General features: G+C 67.5%; 24 protein-coding genes. 12 read left to right on the top strand and 12 right to left on the bottom strand.

Going from position 1 to position 25,952, the window contains the following annotated elements:
- Nucleotides 1-3 precede the first annotated feature (3 nt).
- Genes ACI3KS_RS00270 through tsaB form a run of 4 tightly spaced genes read right to left on the bottom strand, consistent with a single transcriptional unit; the run spans nucleotide 4 to nucleotide 2,679 of the window.
- Nucleotides 4-459, bottom strand: coding sequence for a hypothetical protein (locus tag ACI3KS_RS00270; RefSeq protein WP_404913993.1), 456 nt, complete (start codon nucleotides 457-459; stop codon nucleotides 4-6).
- Nucleotides 456-1,550 carry a tRNA (adenosine(37)-N6)-threonylcarbamoyltransferase complex transferase subunit TsaD gene (gene tsaD, locus ACI3KS_RS00265; RefSeq protein WP_404913991.1) on the bottom strand — a complete coding sequence of 365 codons (1,095 nt, stop codon included), beginning with the start codon at nucleotides 1,548-1,550 and terminating at the stop codon, nucleotides 456-458. Before tsaD ends, ACI3KS_RS00270 begins: the two co-directional genes overlap by 4 nt.
- Nucleotides 1,547-2,047, bottom strand: a complete 501-nt coding sequence (gene rimI, locus ACI3KS_RS00260) for a ribosomal protein S18-alanine N-acetyltransferase (RefSeq protein ID WP_404913989.1) — start codon at nucleotides 2,045-2,047, stop codon at nucleotides 1,547-1,549. The genes tsaD and rimI overlap by 4 nt, the downstream gene beginning before the upstream one ends.
- Nucleotides 2,044-2,679: a tRNA (adenosine(37)-N6)-threonylcarbamoyltransferase complex dimerization subunit type 1 TsaB gene (tsaB, locus tag ACI3KS_RS00255; RefSeq protein ID WP_404913987.1), complete on the bottom strand. Its 636-nt coding sequence runs from the start codon at nucleotides 2,677-2,679 to the stop codon at nucleotides 2,044-2,046. The genes rimI and tsaB overlap by 4 nt, the downstream gene beginning before the upstream one ends.
- 92 nt (nucleotides 2,680-2,771) lie before the next feature.
- Here tsaB and ACI3KS_RS00250 point away from each other — a divergent pair, with 92 nt between their 5' ends.
- Nucleotides 2,772-3,683, top strand: coding sequence for a hypothetical protein (locus tag ACI3KS_RS00250; protein ID WP_404913985.1), 912 nt, complete (start codon nucleotides 2,772-2,774; stop codon nucleotides 3,681-3,683).
- A gap of 3 nt (nucleotides 3,684-3,686) precedes the next feature.
- On the opposite strand, the gene tsaE is transcribed toward ACI3KS_RS00250, so the two are convergent.
- The 3 genes from tsaE to ACI3KS_RS00235 are packed head-to-tail and all read right to left on the bottom strand — an operon-like array spanning nucleotide 3,687 to nucleotide 5,628.
- Nucleotides 3,687-4,169 carry a tRNA (adenosine(37)-N6)-threonylcarbamoyltransferase complex ATPase subunit type 1 TsaE gene (gene tsaE / locus ACI3KS_RS00245; protein WP_404913983.1) on the bottom strand — a complete coding sequence of 161 codons (483 nt, stop codon included), beginning with the start codon at nucleotides 4,167-4,169 and terminating at the stop codon, nucleotides 3,687-3,689.
- Nucleotides 4,166-5,272: an alanine racemase gene (gene alr / locus ACI3KS_RS00240; RefSeq protein WP_404913981.1), complete on the bottom strand. Its 1,107-nt coding sequence runs from the start codon at nucleotides 5,270-5,272 to the stop codon at nucleotides 4,166-4,168. Before alr ends, tsaE begins: the two co-directional genes overlap by 4 nt.
- A complete protein-coding gene (locus ACI3KS_RS00235; RefSeq protein WP_404913979.1) occupies nucleotides 5,269-5,628 on the bottom strand; it encodes a holo-ACP synthase in 360 nt (119 codons plus the stop codon). The genes alr and ACI3KS_RS00235 overlap by 4 nt, the downstream gene beginning before the upstream one ends.
- A gap of 143 nt (nucleotides 5,629-5,771) precedes the next feature.
- Between ACI3KS_RS00235 and ACI3KS_RS00230 the strand changes: the two genes are divergently transcribed.
- Nucleotides 5,772-5,951: a hypothetical protein gene (locus ACI3KS_RS00230; protein ID WP_404913977.1), complete on the top strand. Its 180-nt coding sequence runs from the start codon at nucleotides 5,772-5,774 to the stop codon at nucleotides 5,949-5,951.
- 188 nt (nucleotides 5,952-6,139) lie between these two features.
- Here the strand turns inward: ACI3KS_RS00230 and glmS are convergent, their stop codons facing one another.
- The gene (gene glmS, locus ACI3KS_RS00225; RefSeq protein ID WP_404913975.1) at nucleotides 6,140-7,987 is read right to left on the bottom strand and encodes a glutamine--fructose-6-phosphate transaminase (isomerizing); all 1,848 of its coding nucleotides are present in this window, start codon (nucleotides 7,985-7,987) and stop codon (nucleotides 6,140-6,142) included.
- Nucleotides 7,988-8,044: 57 nt separating this feature from the next.
- Nucleotides 8,045-8,998: a type I pantothenate kinase gene (coaA, locus tag ACI3KS_RS00220; RefSeq protein ID WP_404913973.1), complete on the bottom strand. Its 954-nt coding sequence runs from the start codon at nucleotides 8,996-8,998 to the stop codon at nucleotides 8,045-8,047.
- Between the two features lie 28 nt (nucleotides 8,999-9,026).
- Here coaA and ACI3KS_RS00215 point away from each other — a divergent pair, with 28 nt between their 5' ends.
- Both ACI3KS_RS00215 and ACI3KS_RS00210 read left to right on the top strand, forming a co-directional pair.
- The gene (locus ACI3KS_RS00215) at nucleotides 9,027-9,983 is read left to right on the top strand and encodes a Ppx/GppA phosphatase family protein (RefSeq protein ID WP_404913971.1); all 957 of its coding nucleotides are present in this window, start codon (nucleotides 9,027-9,029) and stop codon (nucleotides 9,981-9,983) included.
- A 10-nt stretch (nucleotides 9,984-9,993) separates the two neighbouring features.
- The gene (locus ACI3KS_RS00210) at nucleotides 9,994-10,791 is read left to right on the top strand and encodes a low molecular weight phosphatase family protein (protein WP_404913969.1); all 798 of its coding nucleotides are present in this window, start codon (nucleotides 9,994-9,996) and stop codon (nucleotides 10,789-10,791) included.
- Between the two features lie 60 nt (nucleotides 10,792-10,851).
- Here the strand turns inward: ACI3KS_RS00210 and ACI3KS_RS00205 are convergent, their stop codons facing one another.
- A complete protein-coding gene (locus ACI3KS_RS00205) occupies nucleotides 10,852-12,075 on the bottom strand; it encodes a sensor histidine kinase (RefSeq protein WP_404913967.1) in 1,224 nt (407 codons plus the stop codon).
- Nucleotides 12,072-12,743, bottom strand: coding sequence for a response regulator (locus ACI3KS_RS00200; protein ID WP_404913965.1), 672 nt, complete (start codon nucleotides 12,741-12,743; stop codon nucleotides 12,072-12,074). Before ACI3KS_RS00200 ends, ACI3KS_RS00205 begins: the two co-directional genes overlap by 4 nt.
- A 152-nt stretch (nucleotides 12,744-12,895) precedes the next feature.
- On the opposite strand from ACI3KS_RS00200, the gene ACI3KS_RS00195 reads away from it, so the two are divergent.
- Entirely contained in the window at nucleotides 12,896-15,691 is a 2,796-nt protein-coding gene (locus ACI3KS_RS00195; protein ID WP_404913963.1) for a fibronectin type III domain-containing protein, read from the top strand.
- 67 nt (nucleotides 15,692-15,758) lie between these two features.
- Here ACI3KS_RS00195 and ACI3KS_RS00190 read toward each other — a convergent pair whose 3' ends face one another.
- Nucleotides 15,759-16,499: a CPBP family intramembrane glutamic endopeptidase gene (locus ACI3KS_RS00190; protein WP_404913962.1), complete on the bottom strand. Its 741-nt coding sequence runs from the start codon at nucleotides 16,497-16,499 to the stop codon at nucleotides 15,759-15,761.
- Between the two features lie 105 nt (nucleotides 16,500-16,604).
- Between ACI3KS_RS00190 and ACI3KS_RS00185 the strand changes: the two genes are divergently transcribed.
- The 7 genes from ACI3KS_RS00185 (at nucleotide 16,605) to ACI3KS_RS00155 (ending at nucleotide 25,377) form a co-directional block, all read left to right on the top strand.
- Nucleotides 16,605-18,086: a polysaccharide biosynthesis tyrosine autokinase gene (locus ACI3KS_RS00185; RefSeq protein ID WP_404913960.1), complete on the top strand. Its 1,482-nt coding sequence runs from the start codon at nucleotides 16,605-16,607 to the stop codon at nucleotides 18,084-18,086.
- A gap of 119 nt (nucleotides 18,087-18,205) precedes the next feature.
- Nucleotides 18,206-19,765: a sugar transferase gene (locus tag ACI3KS_RS00180; RefSeq protein ID WP_404913958.1), complete on the top strand. Its 1,560-nt coding sequence runs from the start codon at nucleotides 18,206-18,208 to the stop codon at nucleotides 19,763-19,765.
- Entirely contained in the window at nucleotides 19,762-20,919 is a 1,158-nt protein-coding gene (locus ACI3KS_RS00175; protein WP_404913956.1) for a glycosyltransferase, read from the top strand. The genes ACI3KS_RS00180 and ACI3KS_RS00175 overlap by 4 nt, the downstream gene beginning before the upstream one ends.
- An 88-nt stretch (nucleotides 20,920-21,007) precedes the next feature.
- Nucleotides 21,008-22,204, top strand: coding sequence for a hypothetical protein (locus tag ACI3KS_RS00170; protein ID WP_404913954.1), 1,197 nt, complete (start codon nucleotides 21,008-21,010; stop codon nucleotides 22,202-22,204).
- Nucleotides 22,201-23,268, top strand: coding sequence for a glycosyltransferase (locus ACI3KS_RS00165; protein WP_404913952.1), 1,068 nt, complete (start codon nucleotides 22,201-22,203; stop codon nucleotides 23,266-23,268). The genes ACI3KS_RS00170 and ACI3KS_RS00165 overlap by 4 nt, the downstream gene beginning before the upstream one ends.
- Nucleotides 23,268-24,335, top strand: a complete 1,068-nt coding sequence (locus tag ACI3KS_RS00160; protein ID WP_404913950.1) for a glycosyltransferase — start codon at nucleotides 23,268-23,270, stop codon at nucleotides 24,333-24,335. The genes ACI3KS_RS00165 and ACI3KS_RS00160 overlap by 1 nt, the downstream gene beginning before the upstream one ends.
- Nucleotides 24,325-25,377, top strand: coding sequence for a glycosyltransferase family 4 protein (locus ACI3KS_RS00155; protein WP_404913948.1), 1,053 nt, complete (start codon nucleotides 24,325-24,327; stop codon nucleotides 25,375-25,377). The genes ACI3KS_RS00160 and ACI3KS_RS00155 overlap by 11 nt, the downstream gene beginning before the upstream one ends.
- Nucleotides 25,378-25,952 lie beyond the last annotated feature (575 nt).

Here is a 25,952-nt window from a genome sequence, read left to right as displayed (position 1 = left end):
CCGTCATCCCACCCGTTCGAACAGCATTCCGGCCCACACGAGCCAGCCGACGCTGTAGAGCGTCGCGATGAGCCCGAGAACGAGAGCCCACACCGCGATGGCTCGACTCTCGACGGGTCTCCGCAGCGACATGATCGCCGAGATCACGGCGACGATCGCGACCGGGATCACCCAGCCCACGAAGAACGATGCTCCGAGCGCGACGATGGCCGCCAGCAGCGCCCACGGGGCGAGCCGAACGTCGTCGACCGGCTCCGGCGGCGCGGCCGGCTCCCACTCCCCCGCGTCGTCGAGCTGGGGGCCTCGGGCGATCACGGGGTCGATGCCGACCGGCCCCGTGGGCAACGAGGTGTATCCGTCACGACGAGCACCGGGCAGCTTGGCGGGGCGGGCGGGGCGTTCGACCTCGCCGCTCGGCTCCTCGATCTGCGGATCGGGCCCCCCGCCCTGTGTCGTCATGCCCGCTCCGGCTCCTGGGTCTCCAGCACCTGACTCTCCGCCACTTGGATCTCCGTCACAGGCAGAGTGGAGTCGGCTCCGAAGGCGAGCGTCGACGGCTGGCGCCCCGACGCGATCAGTTCGGCGGCGAGAGCGGCGATCATGGCGCCGTTGTCGGTGCACAGCGACAACGGGGGGATGCGCACCGTGACTCCAGCGTCGGCGGCACGGGCCAGAGCGACCTCGCGCAGCCGCCGGTTGGCGATCACTCCACCGCCCAGGAGCAGGCGCGGGACGCCGAGGTCCGCGCACGCCGCGAGCGCCTTCGTCACGAGCACGTCGACGACCGCCTCACGGAAGCTCGCGGCGACATCGGCCACTGGTACCTCCACGCCGTCGGCCTCGCAGCGCTCGACCCAGCGTGCCACCGCGGTCTTCAGGCCCGAGAACGAGAAGTCGTAGCGGTGCGCCGCCATGTCGGACGCCTTCGACAGCCCTCGGGGGAAGCGGATCGATTTCGGGTCGCCGTCGAGCGCCGCCCTGTCGATCTCGGGACCGCCCGGGTAGGGCAGCGACAGCAGGCGGGCGACCTTGTCGAAGGCCTCTCCCGCCGCGTCGTCGACGGTCTCACCGAGCAGTTCGACGTCGCTGGTCAGATCGCGCACGTGCAGCAGCGAGGTGTGCCCGCCGGAGACGAGCAGTGCGACCGTCGGATACTCGAGCGGATCGGAGTCGGGAGTGAGGATGTCGGCGGCGATGTGGCCGACGAGATGGTTCACGGCGTACAGCGGTTTCTGCAGCGAGACCGCCAGCCCCTTCGCCGCGCCGACCCCGACCATGAGCGCACCGGCGAGCCCGGGCCCGCTCGTGACGGCCACGGCGTCGAGGTCGTCGAGGGTGACGCCGGCTTCGGCGAGGGCCGCGTCGATCGACGGCTGCAGGGCCTCGAGGTGGGCACGGGCCGCGACCTCGGGGACGACGCCTCCGTAGCGGGCGTGCTCCTCCATGCTCGATGCGATCGTGTTCGACAGCAGCTCGCGGCCGCGGACGATTCCGATGCCGGTCTCGTCACAGCTCGTCTCGATCCCGAGGACCAGGGGTGCAGCGGTCATGCGTCGGGCTCCTCACGGTTCGTCTGCGCGGAAACAGGCTGCGCATGCCAGGCCCGCAGGTCGAGGCGCATCACGATCGCGTCCACGTCGTCCGGCTGATAGTAGCGGGGGCGCCGCCCGATCTCAGTGAAGCCCTCGGAGAGGTACAGCCCCGCAGCGGAGGGGTTGTCGTCGCGCACTTCGAGGAACACCTCGCGGGCACCACGATCGGATGCCGCGGCGAGCAGCGCTCGCAGCAGGGCACGGCCGAGTCCGCGCCCGCGATGCTGCGCGTCGAACGCGATCGTCTGGATGTCGGCATCCGCTCCGCCCCGCAGGGCGCGCACTCCCCCGTACCCGCGCAGGGCGCCGCTGTCGTCGTCAACGAGGTAGACGTTGTGCGGGCTGTCGAGTTCGGCGCGCATCGACTCCTCGCTCCAGGCATCGGTCGGGAACGAGGAGTGCTCGATCGCCATGATCCCGCCAAGATCGGCCGCCGTCGCCGGCCTGAGACTCACGAGCCCACCTTCTTCGGGGCGCCGGGAACGACCACGTCCGGATGGCGCATGTACAGGGGCTCGTCACCCATCAGCGTCTTTCCGGCCGCGAGAGCACGCGCTCCCGCGCGCGCGAGGTCGGCGGCATCGAGCGTGACGACGTCGACGCGGCGGATGCCGTCGAGATGCTCGTCTGCATCGGCAGCGCGGACGAGGACCGTGTCGGCGTGCACGATCGGCAGGCCGTCGGCATCCGTCCCGGCGAACACGGTGACGGCGACCTCGCGGCGCCGGGCATCGGTGACGATCGCGAACGTCTCGTCGCTGCGCCCGGCCGCGGCCAGAGCGGCCTGTTCGGTGAGCGCGGCGGCCAGGTGGCTCGGCACCGGGATCACCGGGATCCGGCGGCCGAGCGCGAACGCCCTCGCAGCCGCGATGCCGATGCGCAGACCCGTGAACGGCCCGGGCCCCATGCCCGCGACGACATGCGTGATGTCGCCCTCGCCCGCCTCGGCGAGCGCGGTGGCGAGCAGGTCGCCGATCACCTCCGCATGACCGAGCGGGTCGGTCGCGGATGCGGACGCACGAAGGGCGCCGTCCGCATCGATGAGGGCGACGGCGGTGCCCAGGGAGGTGTCGACGGCGAGGATCACCTCTCCAGGGTAGTCGGCGCCTGAAGGGAGCGAGTCGAGAGCCGCCGGACGTCGAACTCCCATATTCCGGTCTGCGTCCCTATCGTGACAGGATGCCCGTCACCAGCTATCAGAACGTCGTCCGCACTCTCGGGACACCGGGCGCGACCGGTGAGCAGCTGCACGACGCCGCGATCGCGCTGCGCGACGCGTTCATGCGCAACGAGCACTCGATCGGCCTGCTGCCGGGCGATGCCCCCGAACTGCTCGTGCGCGCGTTGCGCGCGGGCGGCGATCAGGGGCACATCCCGTCGCTGCTCACGCTCGCGCTGCTGTTCCAGCGCGGGAGCATCGCCCCGTGGGCCCCGTTTCCGGCGCGCGATGTGCCGGCGGCGATCGAGCTCTACCGCCGGGCGGACGCGCTCGGATCGCCGGAGGGCGCGATGGGGTGGATCCGAGCCGCGTACTTCGCGCGGGACGAGCATCTCGCGACCGCGGCGGCGACCCGCCTCGGCGAACTGCACACGCAGTCGCCCGAGGACGCCGGCCTCATGCTGTTCCTCGGCTACTTCCTGCATCAGGGGTACGGCTATGCACCAGACGCGACGGCGGCTGCGCGCTTCTTCGAGGCGGCGGCGGCGCGCGGCGACGCGGCAGCGGCCTTCGAGCTCACCATCCTGTACGCCACCGGAGACGGTGTCCCCGCCGACCCCGACGCCGCGCAGCAGTGGACCTTCCGCGCCGCGGAACTCGGGAGTCCGCGAGCGCAGGCGAACCTCGGCGGCATGTACGCGACCGGCAGAGGAGTGCCGAAGGACGCGGCTCTCGCGGTCGACTGGTACCGCCGCGCCGGCGAGTCTGGCAACGCGCGCGCAGCGTTCGTCGCCGGAGTCATGCTGCTCACCGGGGACGACGGCCTTCCCGCCGATCCCGTCGCGGCATCCGCGCAGTTCGACACCGCCGAGGAGTTCGGCTACGACGTCGACGCCACCCTCGCAGGGATGGGCCTGCACCGACCGGAGTGAGGCTCAGGCACCGCCCCGGGTGATCGTGAGGATCCTCGGGGCATCGGAGTCGAGATCCGAGGGATCGAGATCATCGCCGACGCCGACGGGACGCTCGAGTTCGAGGTCCCACCATGCGTCGGCGAGGTCCTCCGCCATGCCACGGCCCCATTCGACGACCACCACCGAACGATCGAGCTCGAGATCGAGGTCGTCGAGCTCCGCACCCGAGCCGAGCCGGTAGGCGTCGACGTGAACCAGCGGCGCCCGTCCCACGAGCGACGGGTGGGTACGGGCGATCACGAAGGTCGGACTCTGCACCGGACCGCGCACCCCAAGCCCCTCGGCCAGCCCGCGCGTGAACGTCGTCTTGCCCGCGCCGAGGGGACCCGTGAGGATCAGCAGATCGCCGGCTTCGAGCTGCGCGCCGATCTCCCGTCCGATGCGCTCCATCTCCTCCGACGTCGCCACCTCGCGACGCCCGAGGAAGCCCTCGGGCACGCTCATGACGCCCTCCGTGCCACCCGCGCGCCGATGCGCGTGACGATCTCGTAGTCGATCGTGCCCGCAGCATCCGCCCATTCCTGCGCCGATGGCACGCCGAGCGTCGGATCGCCGAACAGCACCACCTCATCACCGATCGAGACGGGGGTGTCGCCCACATCGACGACGAACTGGTCCATGGCGATGCGGCCCACGTTCGTGAACCGCCGCCCGGCGATCGAGACGGGCAGGCGGCCGGAGGCGTGCCGCGGGATGCCGTCGGCATAGCCCAGCGGCACCAGCACGAGCGTGGTGTCGCGGTCGGTGCGGTGATCGTAGCCGTACGAGACGCCGGTTCCCGCGGGTACCCGGCGCACGGCGGCGATCGCGCCGCGAAGTGTCATGGCGGGTCGCAGTCCGAGGTGGGCGGAGGTGCGATCGTCGAAGGGCGAGAGCCCATAGATGCCGATGCCGATGCGCACCGCGTCGAGCCTCGCCTCTGGGAGGTCGATCGCGGCGGCCGTGGCGGCGAGGTGCCGGATCTCGGGACGGATGCCGACGGCCGCGGCGGCGGAGACTCCGTCCTCGAACTTCGCGAGCGCCGCCCGATCGTCGTCGAGCGTGGTGTTGGAGAGATGGCTGAAGAGCCCGACGACGCGGATGCGTCCGATGCGCTCGAGGCGGGCGGCCTCGGCGAGCACTCGCCCCCAGTCGCTCGGGGCGATGCCGTTGCGCGACAGGCCGGTCTCGAACTTCAGGTGCACGGCGACGGGTCGGTCGACGGATGCCGCGGCCGCAGCGGCCTCGAGCTGGTCGAACGACGAGATGCCGAGTTCGATGTTCTCGGCGGCGGCCTGCACGAAGCGCTCGCCCGGAGCGTGCAGCCACGCCATGATCGGGGCGGTGATCCCCTGGCGGCGCAGGTCGAGGGCCTCAGGGATCTCGGCGACGCCGAGGCGGGTCGCACCGCCGGCGAGCGCGGCGACGGCGGTGTGGGCGGCACCGTGGCCGTAGGCATCGGCCTTGACGACGGCGATGACCTCCGCGCCGGTGAGACGGCGGAAGTGCCGCACGTTGTCGGCGATCGCATCGATGTCGACGGTGGCCTCTCGGAAGGGTGCGGTCACAGCGGGTCTCCTTCGGCGACGACGAACGCGGCGGCGAGGCCGGCGTCGTGGGTGAGGGTCAGGTGCAGAGTGGTGATGCCGCGGTCCTCCACCACCTGGGCCGTGGTGCCGGTGAGGACGAAGTGCGGCTTGCCGGAGGCCGCCGAGGCCACCTCGATCTCGGTCCAGTGCACGCCGTCCGAGCCGCCGAGAGTCTTGATGAGGGCTTCCTTCGCGGCGTAGCGGGCCGCGAGCGAGGGCAGTCTCAGCTTCTGCTCGCTCTCGGTGAAGAGTCGCTGTCGCAGTCGCGGGGTGCGCTCGATCGTCCGCTCGAACCGCGGAATGTCGACGAGGTCGATTCCGGTCCCGATGATCACCCAATCAGCCTAGTCGCGCGAGGTGTGGCGCTTTCCTGCCGGCACGTTCTGTCCCCACCGCCGTCGTTTTGCAGGCGCGGGGGTCGTTCTGTCGGCGCATACCACCGGAGCCGCGCCTGCAATCCGCTCGCCTCGCCGCCGCAGTGACGTCGGAACGGGTTCCGCACGCCGCACCGGCGAAGCGGCACCGCGATCTCGCGCGCGACGCGGCGGCATCCGCGCACGGATTCGAGACTCTGCGCTTCGACTATGCGATGGTGATCCACAACTGGCCTGCTGTACTCGCCGCGATCCGCGCGGCGATCCTTCGGACGCGGCCGTGACAGCGGCCGACCTACACAGGAGAAGACCCGCGCGTGACATCTCGTCGGTGCGAAGGTCACTTTGCAGGATCTATCCCCCGAGAAGCTCACCTGCAAAAGCGCATGCGTTGCCGCCAGAGTGGACAGGCGCGCACGGCGCGGGGCCCGGCCGCCCCCGAAGAGGCGACCGGGCGTCCGAACAGAAAGACCTACTCGACCGTGACGGACTTCGCCAGGTTGCGGGGCTGGTCGACGTCGAGGCCCTTCGCGGTGGCGAGCGCCATCGCGAACACCTGCAGCGGCACGACTGCGAGCAGCGGCTCGAACAGGGCTCCCGCGAGCGGGATGCGGATCACCTCGTCGGCGAACGGCAGCACGGCGGCATCGCCCTCTTCGGCCACGACGATCACCCGGGCGCCGCGAGCGCGGATCTCCTGGATGTTCGACACGACCTTCGAGTGCACAAGCGCCGAGTGGCGCGGCGACGGCACGAGCACGAACACCGGCTGGCCGGGCTCGATCAGCGCGATCGGTCCGTGCTTGAGCTCACCGGCGGCGAAGCCCTCGGCGTGGATGTACGAGATCTCCTTGAGCTTGAGCGCACCCTCGAGCGCGATCGGGTAGCCCACGTGACGGCCCAGGAACAGCACAGAGCGGGTGTCGGCCATCCAGCCGGCCAGCTGCTGGACGTGCTCCTGCTCCTCCGACAGCACCCGGGCGATCTTCTCGGGGAGCGACTGCAGCTCGGCCACGTCGACAGAGGCATCTGCGACTGAGCCGCGCACTCGCCCCATGTGCAGACCGAGCAGCAGCAGAGCGGTGATCTGCGCCGAGAACGCCTTGGTCGATGCGACGGCGACCTCGGGGCCGGCGTGCGTGTAGACCACGGCATCCGACTCGCGAGGAATCGTCGCACCCTGTGTGTTGCAGATCGACAGCGTACGTGCGCCGCGCTCGCGGGCGTACTTGACCGCCATGAGCGTGTCCATGGTCTCGCCCGACTGGCTGATAGACACGACGAGGGTGTCGGCGCCGATCACCGGGTCGCGGTAGCGGAACTCGTGCGCGAGTTCGACGTCGACGGGAACACGCGCCCACTGCTCGATCGCGTACTTGCCGACCAGTGCTGCGTAGGATGCCGTGCCGCAGGCCGTGATGATGATGCGGTTGATGCCGAGGAAGAGGTCGTCGAGACCGTCGAGCTCGGGGATCACGACGGCGTCGCCCTGGATGCGTCCGCGGATGGTGTTCGCGACGGCCTCGGGCTGCTCGGCGACCTCCTTCGCCATGAACGACGGCCATCCGCCCTTCTCGGCGGCGGCGGCGTCCCAGGACACCTCGAAGGGCTCTGCCTCGACCGGGGTGCCGACGAAATCGGTGACCGTCACCTCGGAGGGCGTGATCGAGACGATCTGATCCTGACCGATCGCGAGGGCCTTGCGGGTGTGCTCGACGAACGCGGCGACGTCGGAGCCGAGGAAGTTCTCGCCCTCGCCGAGCCCGATGACCAGCGGCGAGTTGCGGCGAGCGCCGACCACGAGGCCGGGGTGGTCCTGGTGCATCGCGAGCAGCGTGAACGCGCCCTCGAGGCGATTCACGATGCTGCGGAAGGCCAACTGCAGATCTCCGCCGTTGTTGGCGTACTCGCGCCCGAGCAGAGCCGCGGCCACCTCGGTGTCGGTCTCGCTGCGGAAGGCGACCCCGTCAGCGATGAGCTCGTCGCGCAGAGAGGCGAAGTTCTCGATGATGCCGTTGTGGATCAGCGCGAGCTTGTCGTCGTCGGCGAGGTGGGGGTGCGCGTTGAGGTCGGTGGGACCACCGTGCGTGGCCCAGCGGGTGTGACCGATTCCGGTCGTGCCGTCCGGCAGGGCGTTCTCGGTGAGCGAGTCGCGCAGCACGCTGAGCTTGCCCGCCTTCTTGCGCATGCCGAGGGTTCCGGCCCCATCGATGACCGCGACCCCGGCAGAGTCGTACCCTCGGTACTCGAGCCGGGAAAGACCGGCGAGGAGGATGTCCTGGCTGGGCCGCGGGCCCACGTATCCGACGATTCCACACATGCGCTCAAGGATAAGCGCAGGGGTTTGACAGGACGCTGAACGAAAGCGCACCCGCGCTCAGAGCTTGCGGAGCAGCACGCTCTCGACGTTGTGGTCCGCACCCTTGTTCAGCACGAGCCGCGCCCGGTGCTTGGTGGGCATGACATTCTCGACGAGGTTGGGCATGTTGATGTCGTTCCAGTACCCGAGCGCAGTCGTGATCGCCTCGGCATCCGTCAGATGCGCGAACACGTTGAAGTAGGACGAGGGGTTCGAGAACGCCCCCTGCCGCAGCGCGAGGAAGCGGTCGACGTACCACTTCTCGATGTGCGCACTGTCGGCGTCGACGAAGATCGAGAAGTCGAACAGATCGCTCACGGCGACGTCGTTCGGAGCGGCCGGCGGCTGCAGTACGTTCAGCCCCTCGACGATCACCACGTCGGGGCGGCGGACGACGACATGCGCGTCAGGGACGATGTCGTACCGCATGTGCGAGTAGAACGGCGCTCGCACCTCGGGAGCGCCACTCTTCACCTCTGTGAGGAACTGCACCAGCGCACGACGATCGTAGGATTCCGGGAACCCCTTGCGCTCCATCAGCCCCCGACGCTCGAGCTCGGCGTTCGAGTAGAGGAACCCGTCCGTCGTCACCAACTCGACTCGAGGCGTGCCCGGCCACCGGCTCATCAGCTCGCGGAGCAGGCGCGCGATCGTCGACTTCCCCACCGCGACCGAACCCGCGACGCCCACGACGAACGGCGTGGTGGTGTCGTCCTCGCGCAGGAAAGAAGACGTCGCCGCTCCCAGCTGCTTGGTGGATGTCGCGTACAGGCTGAGCAGGCGGCTCAGCGGCAGATACACCTCGCGCACCTCGTCGAGGTCGAGCCGGTCGCCGATGCCGCGCAGCTCGACGACCTCGGTCTCGGTGAGCGGCTGGTCGAGGCCTGCAGCCAGTCGCGCCCAGTCCGCGCGGTCGATCTGCCGATACGGGGAGAGCGGCAGCGTGGGGTCGACGGTGGTCACGGCACCCATCGTATCCGTGCGCCGGTAGTCTCTTCCCGTGCGCCTCGGAGTCCTCGACATCGGATCCAACACCGTCCACATGCTCGCCGCCGACGTCCATCCCGGCGGCCGGCCGCTCGCGACGACGAGCGATCGGACGGTGCTGCGCCTCATGCGCTACCTCGAAGATGACGGCGCGATCTCCGAGGAGGGCGTCCGCGCTCTCGAGGACGCCGTGACCAGAGCCCGGCGCGTGGCGGAGCAGGAGAACGTCGACGAGCTCCTCGCCACCGCGACCAGCGCGGTGCGCGAAGCTCGCAACGGTGCCGAGGTGATCGCCCGCATCGAGGCCGCTCTCGGTCAACCGCTGCAGGTGCTCGACGGCGAGACCGAGGCGAGGCTGACGTTCCTCGCCGTCCGGCGCTGGTTCGGCTGGTCGGCGGGCCAGATCCTGCTGCTCGACATCGGTGGCGGGTCGCTCGAGATCGCGGCCGGGGCCGATGAGCTGCCGGATGCCGCAGCATCCGTCCCGCTGGGCGCCGGACGCATGACCGTGCAGTTCCTGCCGAACGATCCGCCGGGCGAGGACGACGTCGAGCGCCTGCGCGAGCACGCACGAGCGACCCTCGCCCCTGTCCTGCCGGACTTCGCTGCGCTCCCCCGTCCCGATCACATCGTCGGCTCGTCGAAGGCGATCCGCTCGCTCGCGAAGCTCGTCGGCTATCCGGTTCCCGGGTGGTCGGGGAACGAACGGATGCTGCTGCCGAGGGCCGCGCTCGGGTCGTGGATCCCTCGGCTCGCGCGGCTTCCCGCGTCGGCCCGCCAGGAGCTGCCCGGCATCACCCCCGATCGCACCTTCCAGATCGTCGCCGCGGCCGTCTCGCTGCACACGACGATGACAGCGCTCGACATCGATGAGCTCGAGGTATCGCCGTGGGCGCTGCGCGAGGGCGTGCTGTTGCGCTACATCGAGCAGCTGAGCTGGAGCGGATCGCAGAGCGGGCGACGGTTCTAGTCTGGTCAGCATGACCGACTCCGGCGCGACGCTCCCGCCGAGCAGGCGCGAGCTCCGGGCCCGTCGCGACATTCGAGCCCGTCGCGACAATCGAGCTTCGGAGCGCTCGTCCGCCCCGCTGTTCGATTTCGACGTCTTCGTATCGTCGCCCGCGAACGGTGGAGCGAGCGCCGCAGAGCGCCCCGCCGGCGCGGAATCCCCCTCGGACGACGAGGCGCCCGTGACGATCCTCATGGTGTGCACCGGCAACATCTGCCGCTCGCCGATGGCCGAGGTGCTGCTGCGCGCACGACTCCCGGGCGTCGGCGCACGGGTTCACAGCGCGGGTACCCGCGCCCTCATCGATCATGAGATGGATCGCACCATGCAGGAGGTCGCACTGCGACACGGAGGAGCGAGCGAGGAGGCCGCCGCGCACCGCGCCCGTCAGCTGCGGGAGTCGTTGGCCGACGATGCCGATCTCGTGCTGGCGATGTCGCGCGAGCACCGCACCGCAGCGGTCGAACTGAGCCCTCGACACCTGCGCCGCACGTTCACGGTGCGCGAATTCGCGCGGTTGTCGTCATCGATCGATGACGACGCGATCAGTCGGACAGCGGATGCCGTGGGCAGCGCACCGCGCGCACGCCTCGCCGCCGTCATCGCACTGGTGTCTGGGCGGCGCGGACACACCACACCCGGGGTCGCTGCCGACGACGACGTGGTCGATCCGTATCGTCGCGCACACGAGGTGTACGAGGAATCCGCCGCGCAGCTGGTGCCTGCCGTCGACGAGGTCGCCCGCGTGCTGCGCTCGGCGCTGCGCTGATCCGCGCTCCACGTCGACGCACGTCCGCGGACCCCGGATGGCGGTCCTCCCGCCCACGGCCTACGACGTCGCGCGCGGCGTGCTCCCGTGATCCGGCGTCGCAGAGGCGACCTGACCGCCCGAGACCGCTCCGCCCGCCGTCGGGAGCGTCACCGCCAGCGCGACTCCGCCCAGGTCGGACACCGCGATCCGCTGCGTCCCTCCGAAACGCGACAGTCGGTCTGCCGATCGAGCGAGCCCACGCATCCGCGGCGGCGGCTCCGGCATCCCCTCGCCATCGTCGTCGACGATCAGCTCGACGCCGTCGGGCACGCCCCTCAACGTCACCCGGAGACGGGCCGCACCGCCGTGCCTGAGCGCATTGTTGATGCCCTCTTCGGCGGCACGCAGGGCGGCGACGCGCCAGGCGACGAGCTTCGCCCCATGCTCGGGGTCGACCCGTGCCTCCTGTTCCGAGACGGGGTCGATGAGTGCCTCGACCGCGATCTGCGGAGGAATACGGCGCACCAGCTGGGTCAGAGCGTGCGAGAGGCTGATGTCGACGCCGTCCGGGTAGAGGAGATGGCTGAGCTTGCGGACCTCATCCTCGCGGAGGGCGTCGAGCTCCCGGCGCACCCGCCGGAGCACATCGACCTCCGCCGATCCGGGATGCACCTCATCCCACGTCCCGATCACGTGGTCGAGCTGCACCCTCAGCATCACCAGTCGAGACTGCAGTCCGCCATGCAGCCCCTCGGCGACCGTACGACGGACCTCGAGCTCTTCCTCGGCGAGCGCGGCGACAGCCTCGGACGCACGGAGCCGCTGTTCGGCGAGCGAGCGCTCCTGCAGGCGCAGCCGCACCTGGGCGCGCACCTGCATCATCCCGAAGCCCAACGCGACCAGCACGACGACCGCTCCGGAGAAGAACTCCACAAGGGCGACGGTCAGCGAGGGAGCGACGTAGATGCCCGTGGCGACCTGCATCGAGAAGCGCACCAGGGCGACGATGACGGCGATGCCCAGGGCGGTGAACGTCAGCCTCCGGCCCGCGAGAGCCGCCAGCTTCAGCCAGGCGGCGATTCCGAGCGCCGCGGCGCACGCGATGAGGTTGATCGTCACGCGCAGGAGGAAGCCGATCGGCGCGGCACCGTGCAGCGCGCCGGCTACGGGCACCTGGTGCACGAAGGCGGTCTGGATCGCGGCGCCGACACTGAAGACGGCGAGGACGACGCCCGCGGTGTTCAACAGCCGACGCCGGTCGTCGGCCGCGTCCCGCGCCCGATTCGCGGTATGCGGGCTCATCCGGCATCCGTCTGCGGCACCCCGTGCCGGATCAGCATCAACGCGGCGGACACCCGGCTGTTGAGCTCCACCTCGCTGCGGACCCCGAGAACGGCGTACACGGTGTTCAGGAGGTTCTCCACAGAGTGCGGAGTGATCTCCATCTCCCTGGCGATCGCGGAGTTCGATCGGCCGGCGGCCAGATGCCGCAGCGCATCGAACTGCCGTCTGGTCAGCTTCGCCAGCGGGGATTGCGCCCGCGGCTCGAGCGCGCTCAGCAGCTCCGGGTCGAGCATGCTGCCGCCTCGCACCGTGACGCGCAGAGCGTCCAGCAGTGCCGGAGCGGATGCCGCAGAGGTCTTGGACAGATAGCTCCAGCCGATCCGTTCCTTGGGGTCGAGAGCGAGGAGCAGGTCCATCACGTCGTGCGCAGAGAGCAGGACGATCCCGAGATCCGGATGCCGGGAGCGCAGCGACCTCGCCAGACCGAAGCCGTTGCCGTCGGGGAGCCCGATGTCCATCACGACGACGTCGACTCCTCCCCCGCCCAGCTCGGCGCGCGCGTCTCGCACCGTGCCGCACTCGGCGACGACGGTGAAGCCGGGAGCGGCGTCGATCACGGAGACGACCAGGGATCGGAACATCGCCTGGTCTTCGACGATTGCGACCCGGATGGGGGACTCGGTCACGCGGACAATGCTAGTGCGCGCCCGTCTCATCCATATACCGGAACGCCAGGAGAAAGCACCCCGTCATCCGGCGCAGGCCCTCGCCGGCTGTGTCAGTCTCTGCGTGGACCCGTGCTCCCCCAAATCCTGATCGGGTTCAGAGAGAGACGAACATGCCCCCCACGACCGTGCCTGCGCGCGCGCATCGCGCGCCTCGGTTCCGGCCCGGATCCCGCACCGCGGCCCTTTTCGGCGGTCTGACCGCCCTGACGCTGGTGGCCTTCCCCGCCGCGGCATCCGCTGCCGCCGGTGTCGGGGTGAGCACGCCCGCGACCGCGATCGCCTACACCGAACAGAGCGATCCCGTGCTCGTCGGTGAGGACATCACCGTCACCGGCGGCAGCGCCTACGGCGGCGGCTACATCGACTTCACCGTCGACGACGCCACCGGCGACGACGTGCTGTCGCTGCTGACCGCCCAGGTCGCCGACACGACGACCGGCGCGGTGTCGATCGTCGGCGACACCGTGTACATCGGCACCGGCTCCCGCGCCGAGGTCATCGGTGCCGTCGACCCGGCGCGCAACGGCGCGGACGGCACCCTGCGCGTGACCTTCACCAGCCCGTTCGCGAACCCCAGCTTCGAGGGCTCGGAGGAGATCGAGGGCTGGACGGTGCTGAACGACCGCGTCGACCTCGGCGTCACCGAGATCGCCGGCTTCACGAGCATCGACCGCAGCACCTACGCGGGTCTGAACCCCGGCTTCCCCGCCGAGTACGCCCCGGGGAACGATGACGACGCTCCGTTCCAGGCGACGTACAGTGTGAATCTCAACAGCGCGGACGCCAGCGACGGCGGGCACAGCCTCGAGCTGAGCTCGTCCATGACGACGATGGGCAGCTGCGACGTGGTGCACGGTCCGGCCGTCTACAGCGATCCGTTCACCGCCGCGGCGAACGACAAGATCTACTTCGACTGGCGCGCGTACTACGGCGCTGACAATTACCACGTCTTCGGGTACATCCTGAACACGGTCACGGGCGAGCAGACCACGGTGCTCGACGCGACCGGAGGCGACAACAGCGCGTTCCAGACCAAGGAGACGACGATCCCCGCGAGCGGCACCTACCGCTTCGTGTTCGTCGGCGGCACCCACGACCTCAGCTGCGGCATGGCCGCTGGGGCGCGGCTGCTCATCGACAACGTGCGCGTGTACGGCAGCAAGGTGACCGACGAGGTCGTCACCTCGATCGGCAACAAGCTGCGCTACGCCAGCACGTCGGACGACCCGGCGAGCAGCCGCACGGTCGCGATCACGGTCGCCGACCAGGGCGGTTCCGAGACCGCGTCGGGCGAGGTCGAGATCGACATCACGGCGGTCGACGACGCCCCTGCGCTCGTTGCCGTCGCGCCGATCTCCTTCGTGAACTCCGAGGGGGTGGACGACTACGCCCCCTCGGAAGGCACCCTGACCGCGACCGATCCCGACTCCGATGAGATCTCGCACCGCATCCTCGGCGACCACGCCGAAGCGGCCACGATCGACGGCCAGTCGTACACGCACGCGCGCACCGGCCGGTTCGGGACCCTGCATATCGACGAGCAGACGGGTCGCTACGTCTTCGTGCCGGATGCCGCCGCCGCCGACGCGCAGCAGACGGACGACACCGAGGAGTTCGTCTTCGAGGTCTCGTCGACCGATGAGCGTTCCGGCGCCGCGAACCCGCCCGTGCTCACGGCCCGGCAGACTCTCGCGGTGTCGCTGCAGGTGACGGCCGGCGCACCCGGTGCTCCGACGTCGACCGAGGTCGTGGCCGGCGCGGAGTCGGCCGTCGTCTCCTGGCGGGCACCCGCGTGGATCGGCGGATCCGATATCACCGGCTACCGGATCGAGCAGTCGCTCGACGGGGGCGAATCCTGGACCGAGGCCGTCGCCGACACGGGCTCGGCAGACACGTCGTACGCGGTCATGGGACTGCCGGTCGGCGTACCCGCGCAGTTCCGCGTGTCCGCGATCAACGTGAACGGCACCGGTCCCGCCGGCGAGCCCAGCGCAGCGGTCACCGCGTACACGACCCCCGGTGCTCCCACTTTGCAGCACGTGCTCCCGTCCAACGGAGCGCTCACCGTGCTGTTCACGCCGTCGGAGGACGACGGCGGTGCCGAGGTCACCGGATATGAGTACTCCCTCGATGGGGGTGAGACGTGGACTCCCACCTCGTCGAGCCCACTCACCATCACCGGTCTGCGCAACGACGTGGCCTATGACGTTCTGCTGCGTGCGGTGAACGCCGCGGGCGACGGCGAGTCCGTCACCGCCACGGGCACGCCCGCGCTCGCGCCGATTCACTTCCTCGACCAGGACGGCACGCCCGTGCTGCCCGTCCAGCCGAGCGGTGCGGTCGCGGCGACGCTCGCCGGCGCCGAAACGCCGGTCGAGGTGGCGGCTCAGGGATCGGACACCGTGGTCACCGGCGACGGCTTCGAGGTCCGCGCGAGCAGCCTGGATCCCGCCGGCGCACAGGTCGCTCTGCGCGACGGCGTGCTCGAGGCCGTGCAGGGCGGATCGCTCGTCGTGTCCGGCGAAGGCTACCTTCCGGGCAGCGTCGTCGACCTCTGGCTGCTGGAGTCGAACCTGTTCCTGGGGCAGGTCACCGTCGGTGACGATGGCACGTTCTCGACCCGGGTCGCCGTGCCGACGGATGCTGCGCTCGGCGCCGACACCCTTCAGGTCAACGGTCTGAGCGCCTCGGGTGAGGTGCGCAGCGTCGCACTCGGCGTGGTCGTGATCGCACCCGCGGCGGCTGTGTTCGCGCCCGAGGCCGCTACGCCCGCAGCCGGCGGACTCGCCACCACCGGCGGCGAGCTGTCACTCGGCCTCGCCGGCCTGAGCGCCGTGCTGCTGGCCGCAGGGGCCGTGTTCCTCCTCTCGCGCCGTCGCGCAGATCGAACCGTCTCGCAGGGCTGATCCGAAGCCTCCGCGTGATGACGGGAGCCGCCCGGTGAGCCTCATGGCTCACCGGGCGATTCCCGTTTCAGCCCAGCAGCGTCCCCACCACGGTGAGCCCCACACCGAGGCCGTTGTAGACGACGTGCACGAGCACCGCCGGCCAGATCCGCCCGGTGAATGCGACGAGGCAACCTGCGATCAGGCCGAGCAGGATCAGTCCACCGACGGCATCCATCGTCATCTGGCCGGTGAGCAGGTGCGCCATGACGAACAGCGCGGTCGACGCGACGACCGCGACCGCCCCGCCGACGCCGATCGCCGCCCCGGTGTGACCGGCGAGGCGGCGCACGAGAGTGAGGATCGCGATGAGCAGGACTCCGCGGAAGAAGAACTCCTCGATGACGGGCGCGACGAGGATGCCACCGATGCCGTCGCTGAGCCACCAAAGGTTCGGCAGCCGACCGTCGAGGGAGGCGTACGAGGGCAGGGCGCCGCTGCCGCCCAGAGCGACGGCGAGCCAGCCCTGGGTGAGCCGCAGCACAGTGCCGAGGACGATGCCGTAGAGGAGATCGACGGGCCGGAACAGGAGGATTCCCCGAGGGATGCCGCGGCGAGCGGCGAGGATCACGGGCACGAGGAGAGCGATCCAGAGGGCGACGGTGCCGAGCAGGCCGCCGACGAATGCGCCGAGGAGCATGCCGGCGCCGAGTCCGATCAGCGCCCACGACAGCACCTCGCCGTTCCAGCGCTGGACGGACGAACCGCCGCGCCACCACGGGCGGTGTCGGCGGACGCGCGGACCGCGCTCGAGGGTCTCGTGTGACATGTCGAGAAGGCTACCGTCTACCGGTATGCCGGTCGTGTGCGACAATGAACGCGTCCACAGGGGTCCATCCCGTTCGGTGTGCAGTGCGATCCCTCGAGAGGCGTCATGGAGCTCAGCGATTACATCCGAATCCTCCGCAAGAGCTGGCTGATCATCGCCGCGATGACTCTGATCGGGCTCGCCGCGGCGGCGGCGTACTCGTTCACGCGCACACCGATCTACTCGTCGACGAGCGTCGTGTTCGTGCAGTCGCAGGCCGGCAGCACCGTGAGCGATCTCACCCAGGGATCGAACTTCGCCGAGTCGCGCATCACCACGTACGTCGGCCTGGTGAAAGAACCGGTCGTCCTCGATCCGGTCATTCGCACGCTCGGTCTGAGCAGCACCGCCGACGAGCTGGGCGAGCAGGTCACCGCCGCGAGCCCGCTCAACAGCACGCTCATCAGGATCACCGTCGAAGACGCCGACCCGGCCCTCGCCGCGGAGATCGCGAACTCGCTGGGCACGGCTCTGGCCGAAGCGGTCGAACGCATCGACACCCCCGCAGGGTCTGACGTGAGTCCGATCAAGCTCACGCGGGTTCGGGATGCCCTCGCGAGCAGCGACGCCGTGAGCCCGAACACGCCGCTGAATCTCTCGCTCGGACTGCTGGTCGGTCCGGCGCTCGGGATCGGTGTCGCGGTGCTGCGTGCCGTGCTCGACACGAAAGTGCGCACGCCGCGCGACGTGGCGGAGATCACCGACCGGCCGATCATCGGCGCGATCCCGCACGACCCGAAGGCCAAGGAGCGCCCGCTGATCCTCAAGGAGGATCCCCTCAACCCCCGCTCAGAGGCGTTCCGCTCGCTGCGCACGAACCTGCAGTTCCTCGAGGTCGACAGCGGCAACACCTTCGTGATCACCTCGAGCATCTCGACCGAGGGCAAGTCGACCACTGCGATCAATCTGGCGATCGCTCTCGCCGACAGTGGCCGCCGCGTCGCACTGGTGGACACAGACCTTCGCAAGCCCAAGGTCGCCGAGTACCTCGGCATCGAGGGCGGCACCGGACTCACCGATGTGCTCATCGGACGAGCTCGCCTCGGCGACGTCCTGTTGCCGTGGGGCGACCGGTCGATGCACGTACTGCCCGCCGGGCGGATTCCCCCGAACCCCAGCGAGCTGCTCGGCTCGGAGCGCATGCAGAAGCTCATGAACGCGCTCGGCGAAGAGTTCGACGTCGTGCTGTGCGACGCCCCTCCCCTGCTCCCGGTGACCGACGCTGCCGTTCTCACGCAGTGGACGTCCGGAGCGATCATGGTGGTGTCGGTCGGCCGTACCACGACGCATCAGCTGGAAGCCGCCCTGGGGACGCTCGACACCGTCGGCGCCAAGGTCACCGGGCTCGTGCTGTCGATGGTGCCGACCAAGGGCGCCGACGCGTACGGATACGGCTATGGATACGGCTACGGCGCCTATCTCGCCACACCCTCGAAGCCCGTCAGGGCCGGCCGTCGAGGCGCGGCTTCCGATGAGGAGCCGGTGGGGATCCGCCGTCGTGCGACCGCGGACGAGAAGTCCTTCGACGACATGCTCGACCCGCGCTGATCCAGCGTTGCCGAATCGTCACGAATTTCGCGGTAATCCGGAAACCTGAACGTTCGCTGAGTCTGCTACTGTCCGATCAGAAGCAGACCGAAATACCTGAATACCGCGAAGGGTTCGTCGTGACGTCGACCACTCCCATCGACGCGTCAACGCTGCCGCAGCCCGATCCAGCGCACACTGCGCCCACGGATACCGACACTCGAGATGCGGCATCCGGGCCCCTGGCACGCCCCCGCTCGACGTGGCGTCGCCGCTTCGCGCGCCGCCTCTGGCTCACCGACCTGCTCGTGCTGGTCTGGGTCGTGCTGGGCACCCAGATCGCGTGGCTGGGGCTCGGCGAGGTGCGCATCGTGACCGGCGGTCTCGAGGTGCTCGATGTGCCGGACATCTCCTACTGGCTGTTCTCCGCTGGACTCGTCGCGCTGTGGATGTGGGCGCTCGACCTCGTGGATTCGCGGAGCGATCGGGTGATCGGCACTGGCACGGCGGAGTACGTGCGCATCGCGCGTGCGAGCTTCACGATCTTCGGGGCGATCGCGATCGTGGCGTTCCTCACCAAGATCGACATCGCCAGGGGCTACCTGCTGCTCAGCCTGCCGATCGGGATCCTCACCCTGGTCTACACCCGCTGGCTCTGGCGCCAGTGGCTGGTGTCGGTGCGCCGATCGACCGGCGCCTATTCGGCGCAGGTGCTCCTCGTCGGGTCGGAGCGCTCGGTGGCGAACATCGCGGGCGAGCTGCGTCGCGCGCCCGACGCCGGCTACCGGGTGATCGGCGCCTGCATCCCGACCGATCTGGTCGGGGCGACCGTCACCGGAACCGACATCCCGATCCTCGGTCAGGTGGATGCCGTCGAGCGGGCGCTCGCGGCGACCGGCGCCGACACCGTCATCGTGACCAGCAGCGGGGACCTGCCGCCCGGAGGCGTGAAGCGCATCTCGTGGGCGCTCGAGGCCGGCAAGCAGCATCTCGTGCTGGCGCCGAGCATCACCGACATCGCCGGTCCGCGCATCCATACGCGTCCGGTGTCGGGGCTGCCGCTCATCCACGTCGAGACGCCGCGCTTCAGCACGGGTCAGCGTTTCGCGAAGCGCAAGACCGACATCCTCGGCTCGCTGGCCTTGATCATCCTCGCCTCACCGGTGCTGATCGCCGTCGCCCTCGCAGTGAAACTCACGAGCCCCGGTCCCCTGCTCTACAAGCAGGAGCGCATCGGGTTCAAGGGCGAGCCGTTCAAGATGCTGAAGTTCCGCTCGATGCGTGTCGGAGCGGATGCCGAGCTCAAGGCGCTGCTCGAGGCTCAGGGCACGAGCGAGCAGCCGCTGTTCAAGGTGAAGAACGACCCGCGCATCACGCCGGTCGGCAGATTCATCCGCAAGTACTCTCTCGATGAACTCCCGCAGTTCTTCAACGTGCTGGGTGGATCGATGAGCCTGGTCGGTCCGCGTCCGCAGATCGCCGCGGAGGTCGCCCTGTACACGGATGCCGCGCACCGCCGGCTGCTCGCGCGCCCTGGCATCACCGGTCTGTGGCAGGTCAGCGGCCGCTCGTCCATGACGTGGGACGAGACGATCCGCCTCGACCTCTATTACGTGGAGAACTGGTCGATGATCGGCGACATCGTCATTCTGTTCAAGACTCTGAAGGCCGTCGTCGCCCCCGGAGAATCGGCACATTGAAGAAGGTCACACGGGTGCAAAACGTCGTGTCAAGCCGAGGACGGTGGTCGGAGTTGAGACGTGGCTACACGAATGAGGCGATACTCTCCCGGTCCCTCCTTGTCGTCTGCCCGACCGAGTACGGCGGCCAGATCGAGCATGCTGCGGAGATCGCGGCGGCGGCGAGCCGGACAGCGATGTTCTCGAGAGTCATCTTGCTGTCCCGCCCGGGAGCCCGGGAGGCGACCTCGGGATGGAAGGACAGTTTCGAGTTGCACGAGACCCTGCTCCCGCGCCGACCTTCGACTTCTCCTTGGCGAAGAGTCTCGCAGACGATCGATCTTCTCCGCGAACGCGCGCACATCCGCAGGTTGGTCGGATCCCTTCAGGGCGCCGCCGCGCTGACAATTCTTTGGGAGACAAGCAAGTACGGGTTGACCCGCCGCACAAGTCGGGTCGAGAACGTACTTTTCCTCCACAATGCGATCCCACATGAAGCGAAACAAATGACGCTCCGCGACCGGCTCTTCTTCTTACAAGAGCAGCGGACAGTTCGCCGGGCGACACTGACCGCCCTGCACGGTGAAGCACAACGGGCGATCGTGACCAGATGGCGCGCCCGGAGGATCGTCGTTGTGCCTCTTCCCGGCGATTCGCGAACCGTTCTTGTTTCGGAACAAGTGCCTGGAGCGCTTTGCCTGGGTGAGGTGCGTCCAAACAAAGGCCTTGAGAACGCCATCCAGGCTGCAACTTCGGCAACTATCCCCCTTCGTGTGATCGGCGCACCCCAGCCTGATTCGTACGGTGACCAGCTCCGCGACCACGTACGGGGCTCCACGGCCACCGTCGATTTCCGCTACTTGGATGCTGATGAGTTCAACACCACGCTGGCCAGCGCAGAAGTCGTGCTCTTGCCATACACGCACTTTTCTGCCCAAAGCGGCGTCCTTGCCAAAGCCATGCAATACGGTCGTCGGATCATCGCCTCCGACCTGGATTCCCTTCGCGAGCAGGCGGGAGACTACCCGCTGATCGAGTTCGTCGACCCGGGAAGTACTGATGAACTCGCCTCACGCCTCGCGGCCCTGAGGAACGCCACGACCGTCGAGACAGCTCAGCATCATCGGGAGACCCAACAGGAATGGGATGACGTTGCACGCCGCATCTTCGGCTGATCACCTTCGGGCTAGTACGCCACGACCGATTCCTGTAGAGCGGTTCCCGCAGACGAGTCGCCTTTGTCGACTGATATCGGTTCTCGCTGTGTTCTTCAGTTTCTTCCCCTACGCAGCCCTGGGGCTGGGAGCCAACACAAGTATTTCCGTGAGCGCGATACTCGGTATCGCAGCGTGGATTGTCGGACCTCGGCACCCCAGGCTGGACGCGATCACGATCTCACTTGCTTTGATCCCGCTAGCAGCAAATGCGATAGCAACGGTGCTCTTCTCGGTGACATTTCCACCGACCGGGGTGTTGACCTGGATCGGCGTGATCGGGAACTTTCTCACAGGAACGCTGGGTGTCCTCTCCCTGCATACGGACTTCAGCCGGCTACTCGCTTGGCTCGTCATCGGGACCTCGCTCTTCGGAGGCTTGCAAATGATCGCGATCCGGGCGGGCTACATTCCGTTCGTCACGCTGTATCGGGCTCCCGGATACGCGAGCGTCGAGAACAACTCCACCGCAATCTTGAACTATATCCAACGCCCCTTCGCGCAGTTTCCCGAACCGTCCTTCATGGCGGGAACACTGTTGCTCGCGATTACATTGATGGTCCTCGTCGCACGGTGCCTTCGTGGTTCCCTTTCACGATGGGAATGGACAGCGGTAGTTGCAGGCGGAGCGATAATCACGGCGAGCGAATCCGGTAGCGCCATCGCAGGGCTCGGGCTCGTTGCCGGCGTCATCATCACTTCCGCTACGAAGTCACTCCGCAATCAGATCACGGCACTGCTGTTTATCACCGCAGCCTGTGTGACCGCGACCTGGGTTTTCGGGCAACGGAGTTCGCCGCTTGACTTTTCATGGAGCGATCGATTCGGCTCGATCCTGGCAGGTTTGAATTACTGGAGCGACGAACCTAGCAGGTTAGTGTTTGGCACCGGCCGCGGTGGCATGGCCGCAGCGTTCCGCGCGGGAGACGTCGGCCTCATCGAATTCGCCTTCGTGCAGCAGCCGTTGGACGTCTTCAGCGCACAGTTCAGGATCCTCTTCGAGTTTGGCCTGCTTGCTGGTGGCTTCGTATTGCTCGGCCTTCTCTTGATCGTCGGTTCCGTATCCCGGTGGACACGGCCAGTCACGGCTGCTTTCGCCCTGGCGCTTTGGGTCCTGATCGGAGCATTGACAATCAGTTACGACTCGGCGGCGTGGGTGTGGGCGTTTGCTGGCGGATGCCTCGGTCTTCTCACCCTGGCACGCCGTCAATCTCCGAAATCAGTAGGAGGCAGGGAGCGGCGATGAAGATTCTCCATGTGATCAATAGCGCCGACACTGGTGGCGCCCAGACACTCATCGAGGCGCTAGCTGTTCGACACCGCAATTTCGGCATTCAAACAGAAGTGGTCGTCTTGCTCGGCAGGGACAGCCTGAGCGATCGTCTGGACCTTGCGGCAGATCGAGTTCACTATCTCGATCTGAAGAAGTCTCCAATTGCGCTCATGTCTGCTTGGCGTCGATTCAAGCAACTGATCGTTTCGTCCCGACCGAATATCGTGCATTCCCATCTGCTTCAATCAGACCTACTTGTCGCTTTGAGTCGCAGCAGGGTTCCGCACGTGTCAACGATTCACACCAGCGGGGGGCACGAGTCAGGGGCAACGTCGCGCCTAGTGACCTTCCTGGTCAGCCGCGTCGCTACCCGGATCGATCGCCTCATCGCTTGCTCGCCAAGCGCGGCAGCATTCGCACGTCGGAGGTATAGACGAGAAGTCGATCTCACCGTTCTCAACGGAACGAGTCTTGGCGCAGCAGGCCGTGACGCACCTGGCAAGCGACCGCAACTGCTCTGTCTCTCGCGATGGCACCCCATGAAGGACCACAGGAGCCTATTGGCGGCCCTGTCACGGATGGGCGAATCTGCACCGCTGCTGGTGTGTGCCGGGGCTGGGATGACTCAAGAGAACGAGGAGCTGTCTTCCCTGCTTGAGGAATTCAAAGAGGTGCGAGTCGAACTAAGGGGGCCGATCAACAACGTTCGCGAGGCGCTCAGTCAAAGCAGTGCGTTGGTCATCTCAAGTTCACACGGCGAGGCACTTCCGATGGCGGGCATCGAGGCTCTCGCGGCTGGCATTCCTGTCATCACAACCGACGTCGGCGATTCTCAGCTTCTTGCGATCTCACCTGACCTTCTCGTGGAGCCAAAGGACCCCCTCGCTCTCGCCGCTGCGATCCGCACGACTCTCGAGGAAGACACCGATTGGTTTGACGCCGCACGCGCCCTCGCCGAGTCCACGTTCGACATCGACACAACCGCTGAGCACTACTACGACATCTACCGCGATATGACTGGGCGGGAGGACCACTGATGCGGATCCTGCACGTCACGGAAGCGATGGCCACGGGGGTTCTCGATGTCATCGCACGCATGTCCTCACACCAAGCTCAGTTGGGACACCACGTCGAGGTCGCGTACTCGCCACACCCGGACGGGCCAGCTTGCACCGCAGTAGCCCATCGCCTTAGCGGCGCTTCCAGAGTGCATGTTCGGGGTGCACGAGAGAACCCGAGGATTCGCCGCGTGTTAGCGCTGGGCTCGCTCTACCGTTCGCTTGTCCACACGCAGGAATGGGACATCATTCACTTGCACTCGACATTCGCAGGTCTCGTCGGAAGAGTCGGCGGACGGCGCGCCCCGATCGTGTATTCGCCTCACGGATACTCATTTCTCCGCAAGGATGTCGCTCCTGCGTCCGCCGCCGTCTTCCGGACGATGGAGCGCCTGCTCGGACCCCAGCATGACCTAACGCTCTGCGTGTCCGTCGATGAGGAACGCACCACACGAGAGCTCGTCGGGGTCCGCGCACTCACCGTTCGCAACGTTCTTTCGAGATCGGAGATAGACCTCGCGGGAACGCGATCAGCTCGTCGACGGCCTAAGGTCGTCAACATCGGTCGATGGGGCCCGCAGAAGGCGCCCGAACGATTCGCGCGCGCCGCCCGCTTGCTCCACGATGTCGCGGACTTTCGGTGGATTGGTCCGGGTCAGATCGACGGTGCGAGTCGATGGACCACAAGCGGGTGGATCGACTCTGACGCTGTGTGGAGCGAGCTAGAAGACGCGTCTGTGATCTACTTCACCTCTCGGTGGGAGGGGATGCCTGTCGGGCTGATGCAAGCGCAGGCAGCGGGCGTCCCGGCTGTCGCAATGGATTGCATCGGGGTGCGAGATGTCGTCATCGATGGGGTGACTGGCCACGTGGCTTCGGACGAGGATCAGGCAATTGCCATCCTGCGCAGGTTGCTTAGGAATCCCTCGGAGTTGAAGGTCCTCGAGGAGAACTCTCGGGCGCTCAGATATCGATTCGCGGATGACACCTACGGAGAAGATGTGATTCGCGCGTACGAAACTGCATTGGACTCTCATGTCAATTGACCGGATCGTCTTCTCGTCCATCGCAACCGGCGTGTGGGGTGCCGAACAGAGCATGCTCACTTTGGCTGCGTCATTGCGAGAACAGGGGCACAATGTTGCTCTCGTCTGCACCGACAGAGCAGTCGCGGAGGCCTGGCACGAGGCAACCTCGAGCGACGCGATCCTCATTGACGCGCGTGTGAATGAAGGACGTGCGAGCTTGGTCCGTGATTTCTGGCGAGAGCTGCGTCGCATATGCACCGGCAACGACGTCCTTGTGCTCTTTTCCTACGTTCTTTCTGCGGGAGTGCTCTTTCCTCGCAGGTGGTCCCGTGGGCGCCCTCACATCGTTCTCGATCTCCATGACACGCTTACCGCCGGTTTCGGACGGTTCGCCTTGAACATCTGCGCGCTGCGTATTCATCGAGTGGTGGCGGTAAGTGAGTACACAGGGGCTCAGATTGTTCTCCGAAAGCGCATCTGCCGGGTGCTCACTCGTCCCGTGCGCCCTCTCGCATTCACGCTTCCGTCGACCGCTTCCGAGAATATGCGAGTAGGAGTAGTCGGCCGAGTCGCCCCTGAGAAGAACATCGCACTCGCCATTGACGGCGTGGCGCGAACGGATGCCGTCGATCTCATCGTCCGAGGACCCGTCGCACGAAATGATGAGACGTTCGCCGAGAACATCCGGCTGAGAGGTCGGCAGCTCTTGGGACGAAGGTTCTACTTCGAGGGACCCCGCCCGTGGAGTACTGCGTTGTCGGGTCTCGACGTTGTGATCGTGGCGAACTCCGCCGAACCGATGGGGCGGACTGTGCTTGAAGCACAGCTCAGCGGGGTGATCGCCTTGGTTCCGGACCAAGGCGGGTCGTCTGAACTCATCGACCACGGCGCAACCGGGGTGAGGTATCGGGCGAACGATCCGGACTCTTTGGCTCAGCAGATTGACCTTCTCCGATCAGCAGATGTCTCGGCGATCGCCATCCGCGCCCGTGATCACGCGGTTGTATTGACAGATCCGAACAGTTATGCGAGGCGCTATCTTGCGGCGATCACGAGCTAACAGGCCCGCAGACATCGTGATGATGTCGTTTACGAGCCCTAGTTCCACGGCCAACCCCTACGTGCACCTGCTCGTGGCCGCGCTCACAGGCGCCGGACAGCAAATCGAGTTCCTGAACTGGTGGCGACTCCTTACCGGAAGGGTCCGAACAGTTCATGTTCATTGGCCAGAGACCATGCTCCAAAGGAACAGCCGTTTGGGGCGCACCGCGAACCGCGTGTTGTTCGCCGGACTCCTGGTTCGATCGTTCCTCGGGCTCACCCGGGTCGTACGGACTCTGCACAATCTCCGCCCCCACGAGAAGGCCCGTTCGAAGGTAGACCAGCTTCTGCTAGAGATGCTCGACCGTGCCACGCACGTATGGATCTGCTTGAATCCCCTCTCCGAATGTCCCTCACAAGCGCCTGCGCTCCTGATCCCCCACGGAGAGCTCGCCAGTTGGTATGAGGGCGTGGATAGAGAACCAACATCGCAACAGTTCGACGTGCTCAGCTTCGGGCTCATCAGGCCCTACAAGGGGACAGAGTCGCTCCTCGCAGCGTCCCGGAATCTACCGACTCTCACGTTTATGGTCG

Origin of the sequence: Microbacterium sp. ZW T5_45 (assembly GCF_044987415.1) — a bacterium.
Taxonomy (GTDB): Bacteria; Actinomycetota; Actinomycetes; order Actinomycetales; family Microbacteriaceae; genus Microbacterium.
Note: the sequence above shows the minus strand (reverse complement) of the source record. Positions and strands in the feature narration are given on the sequence as shown.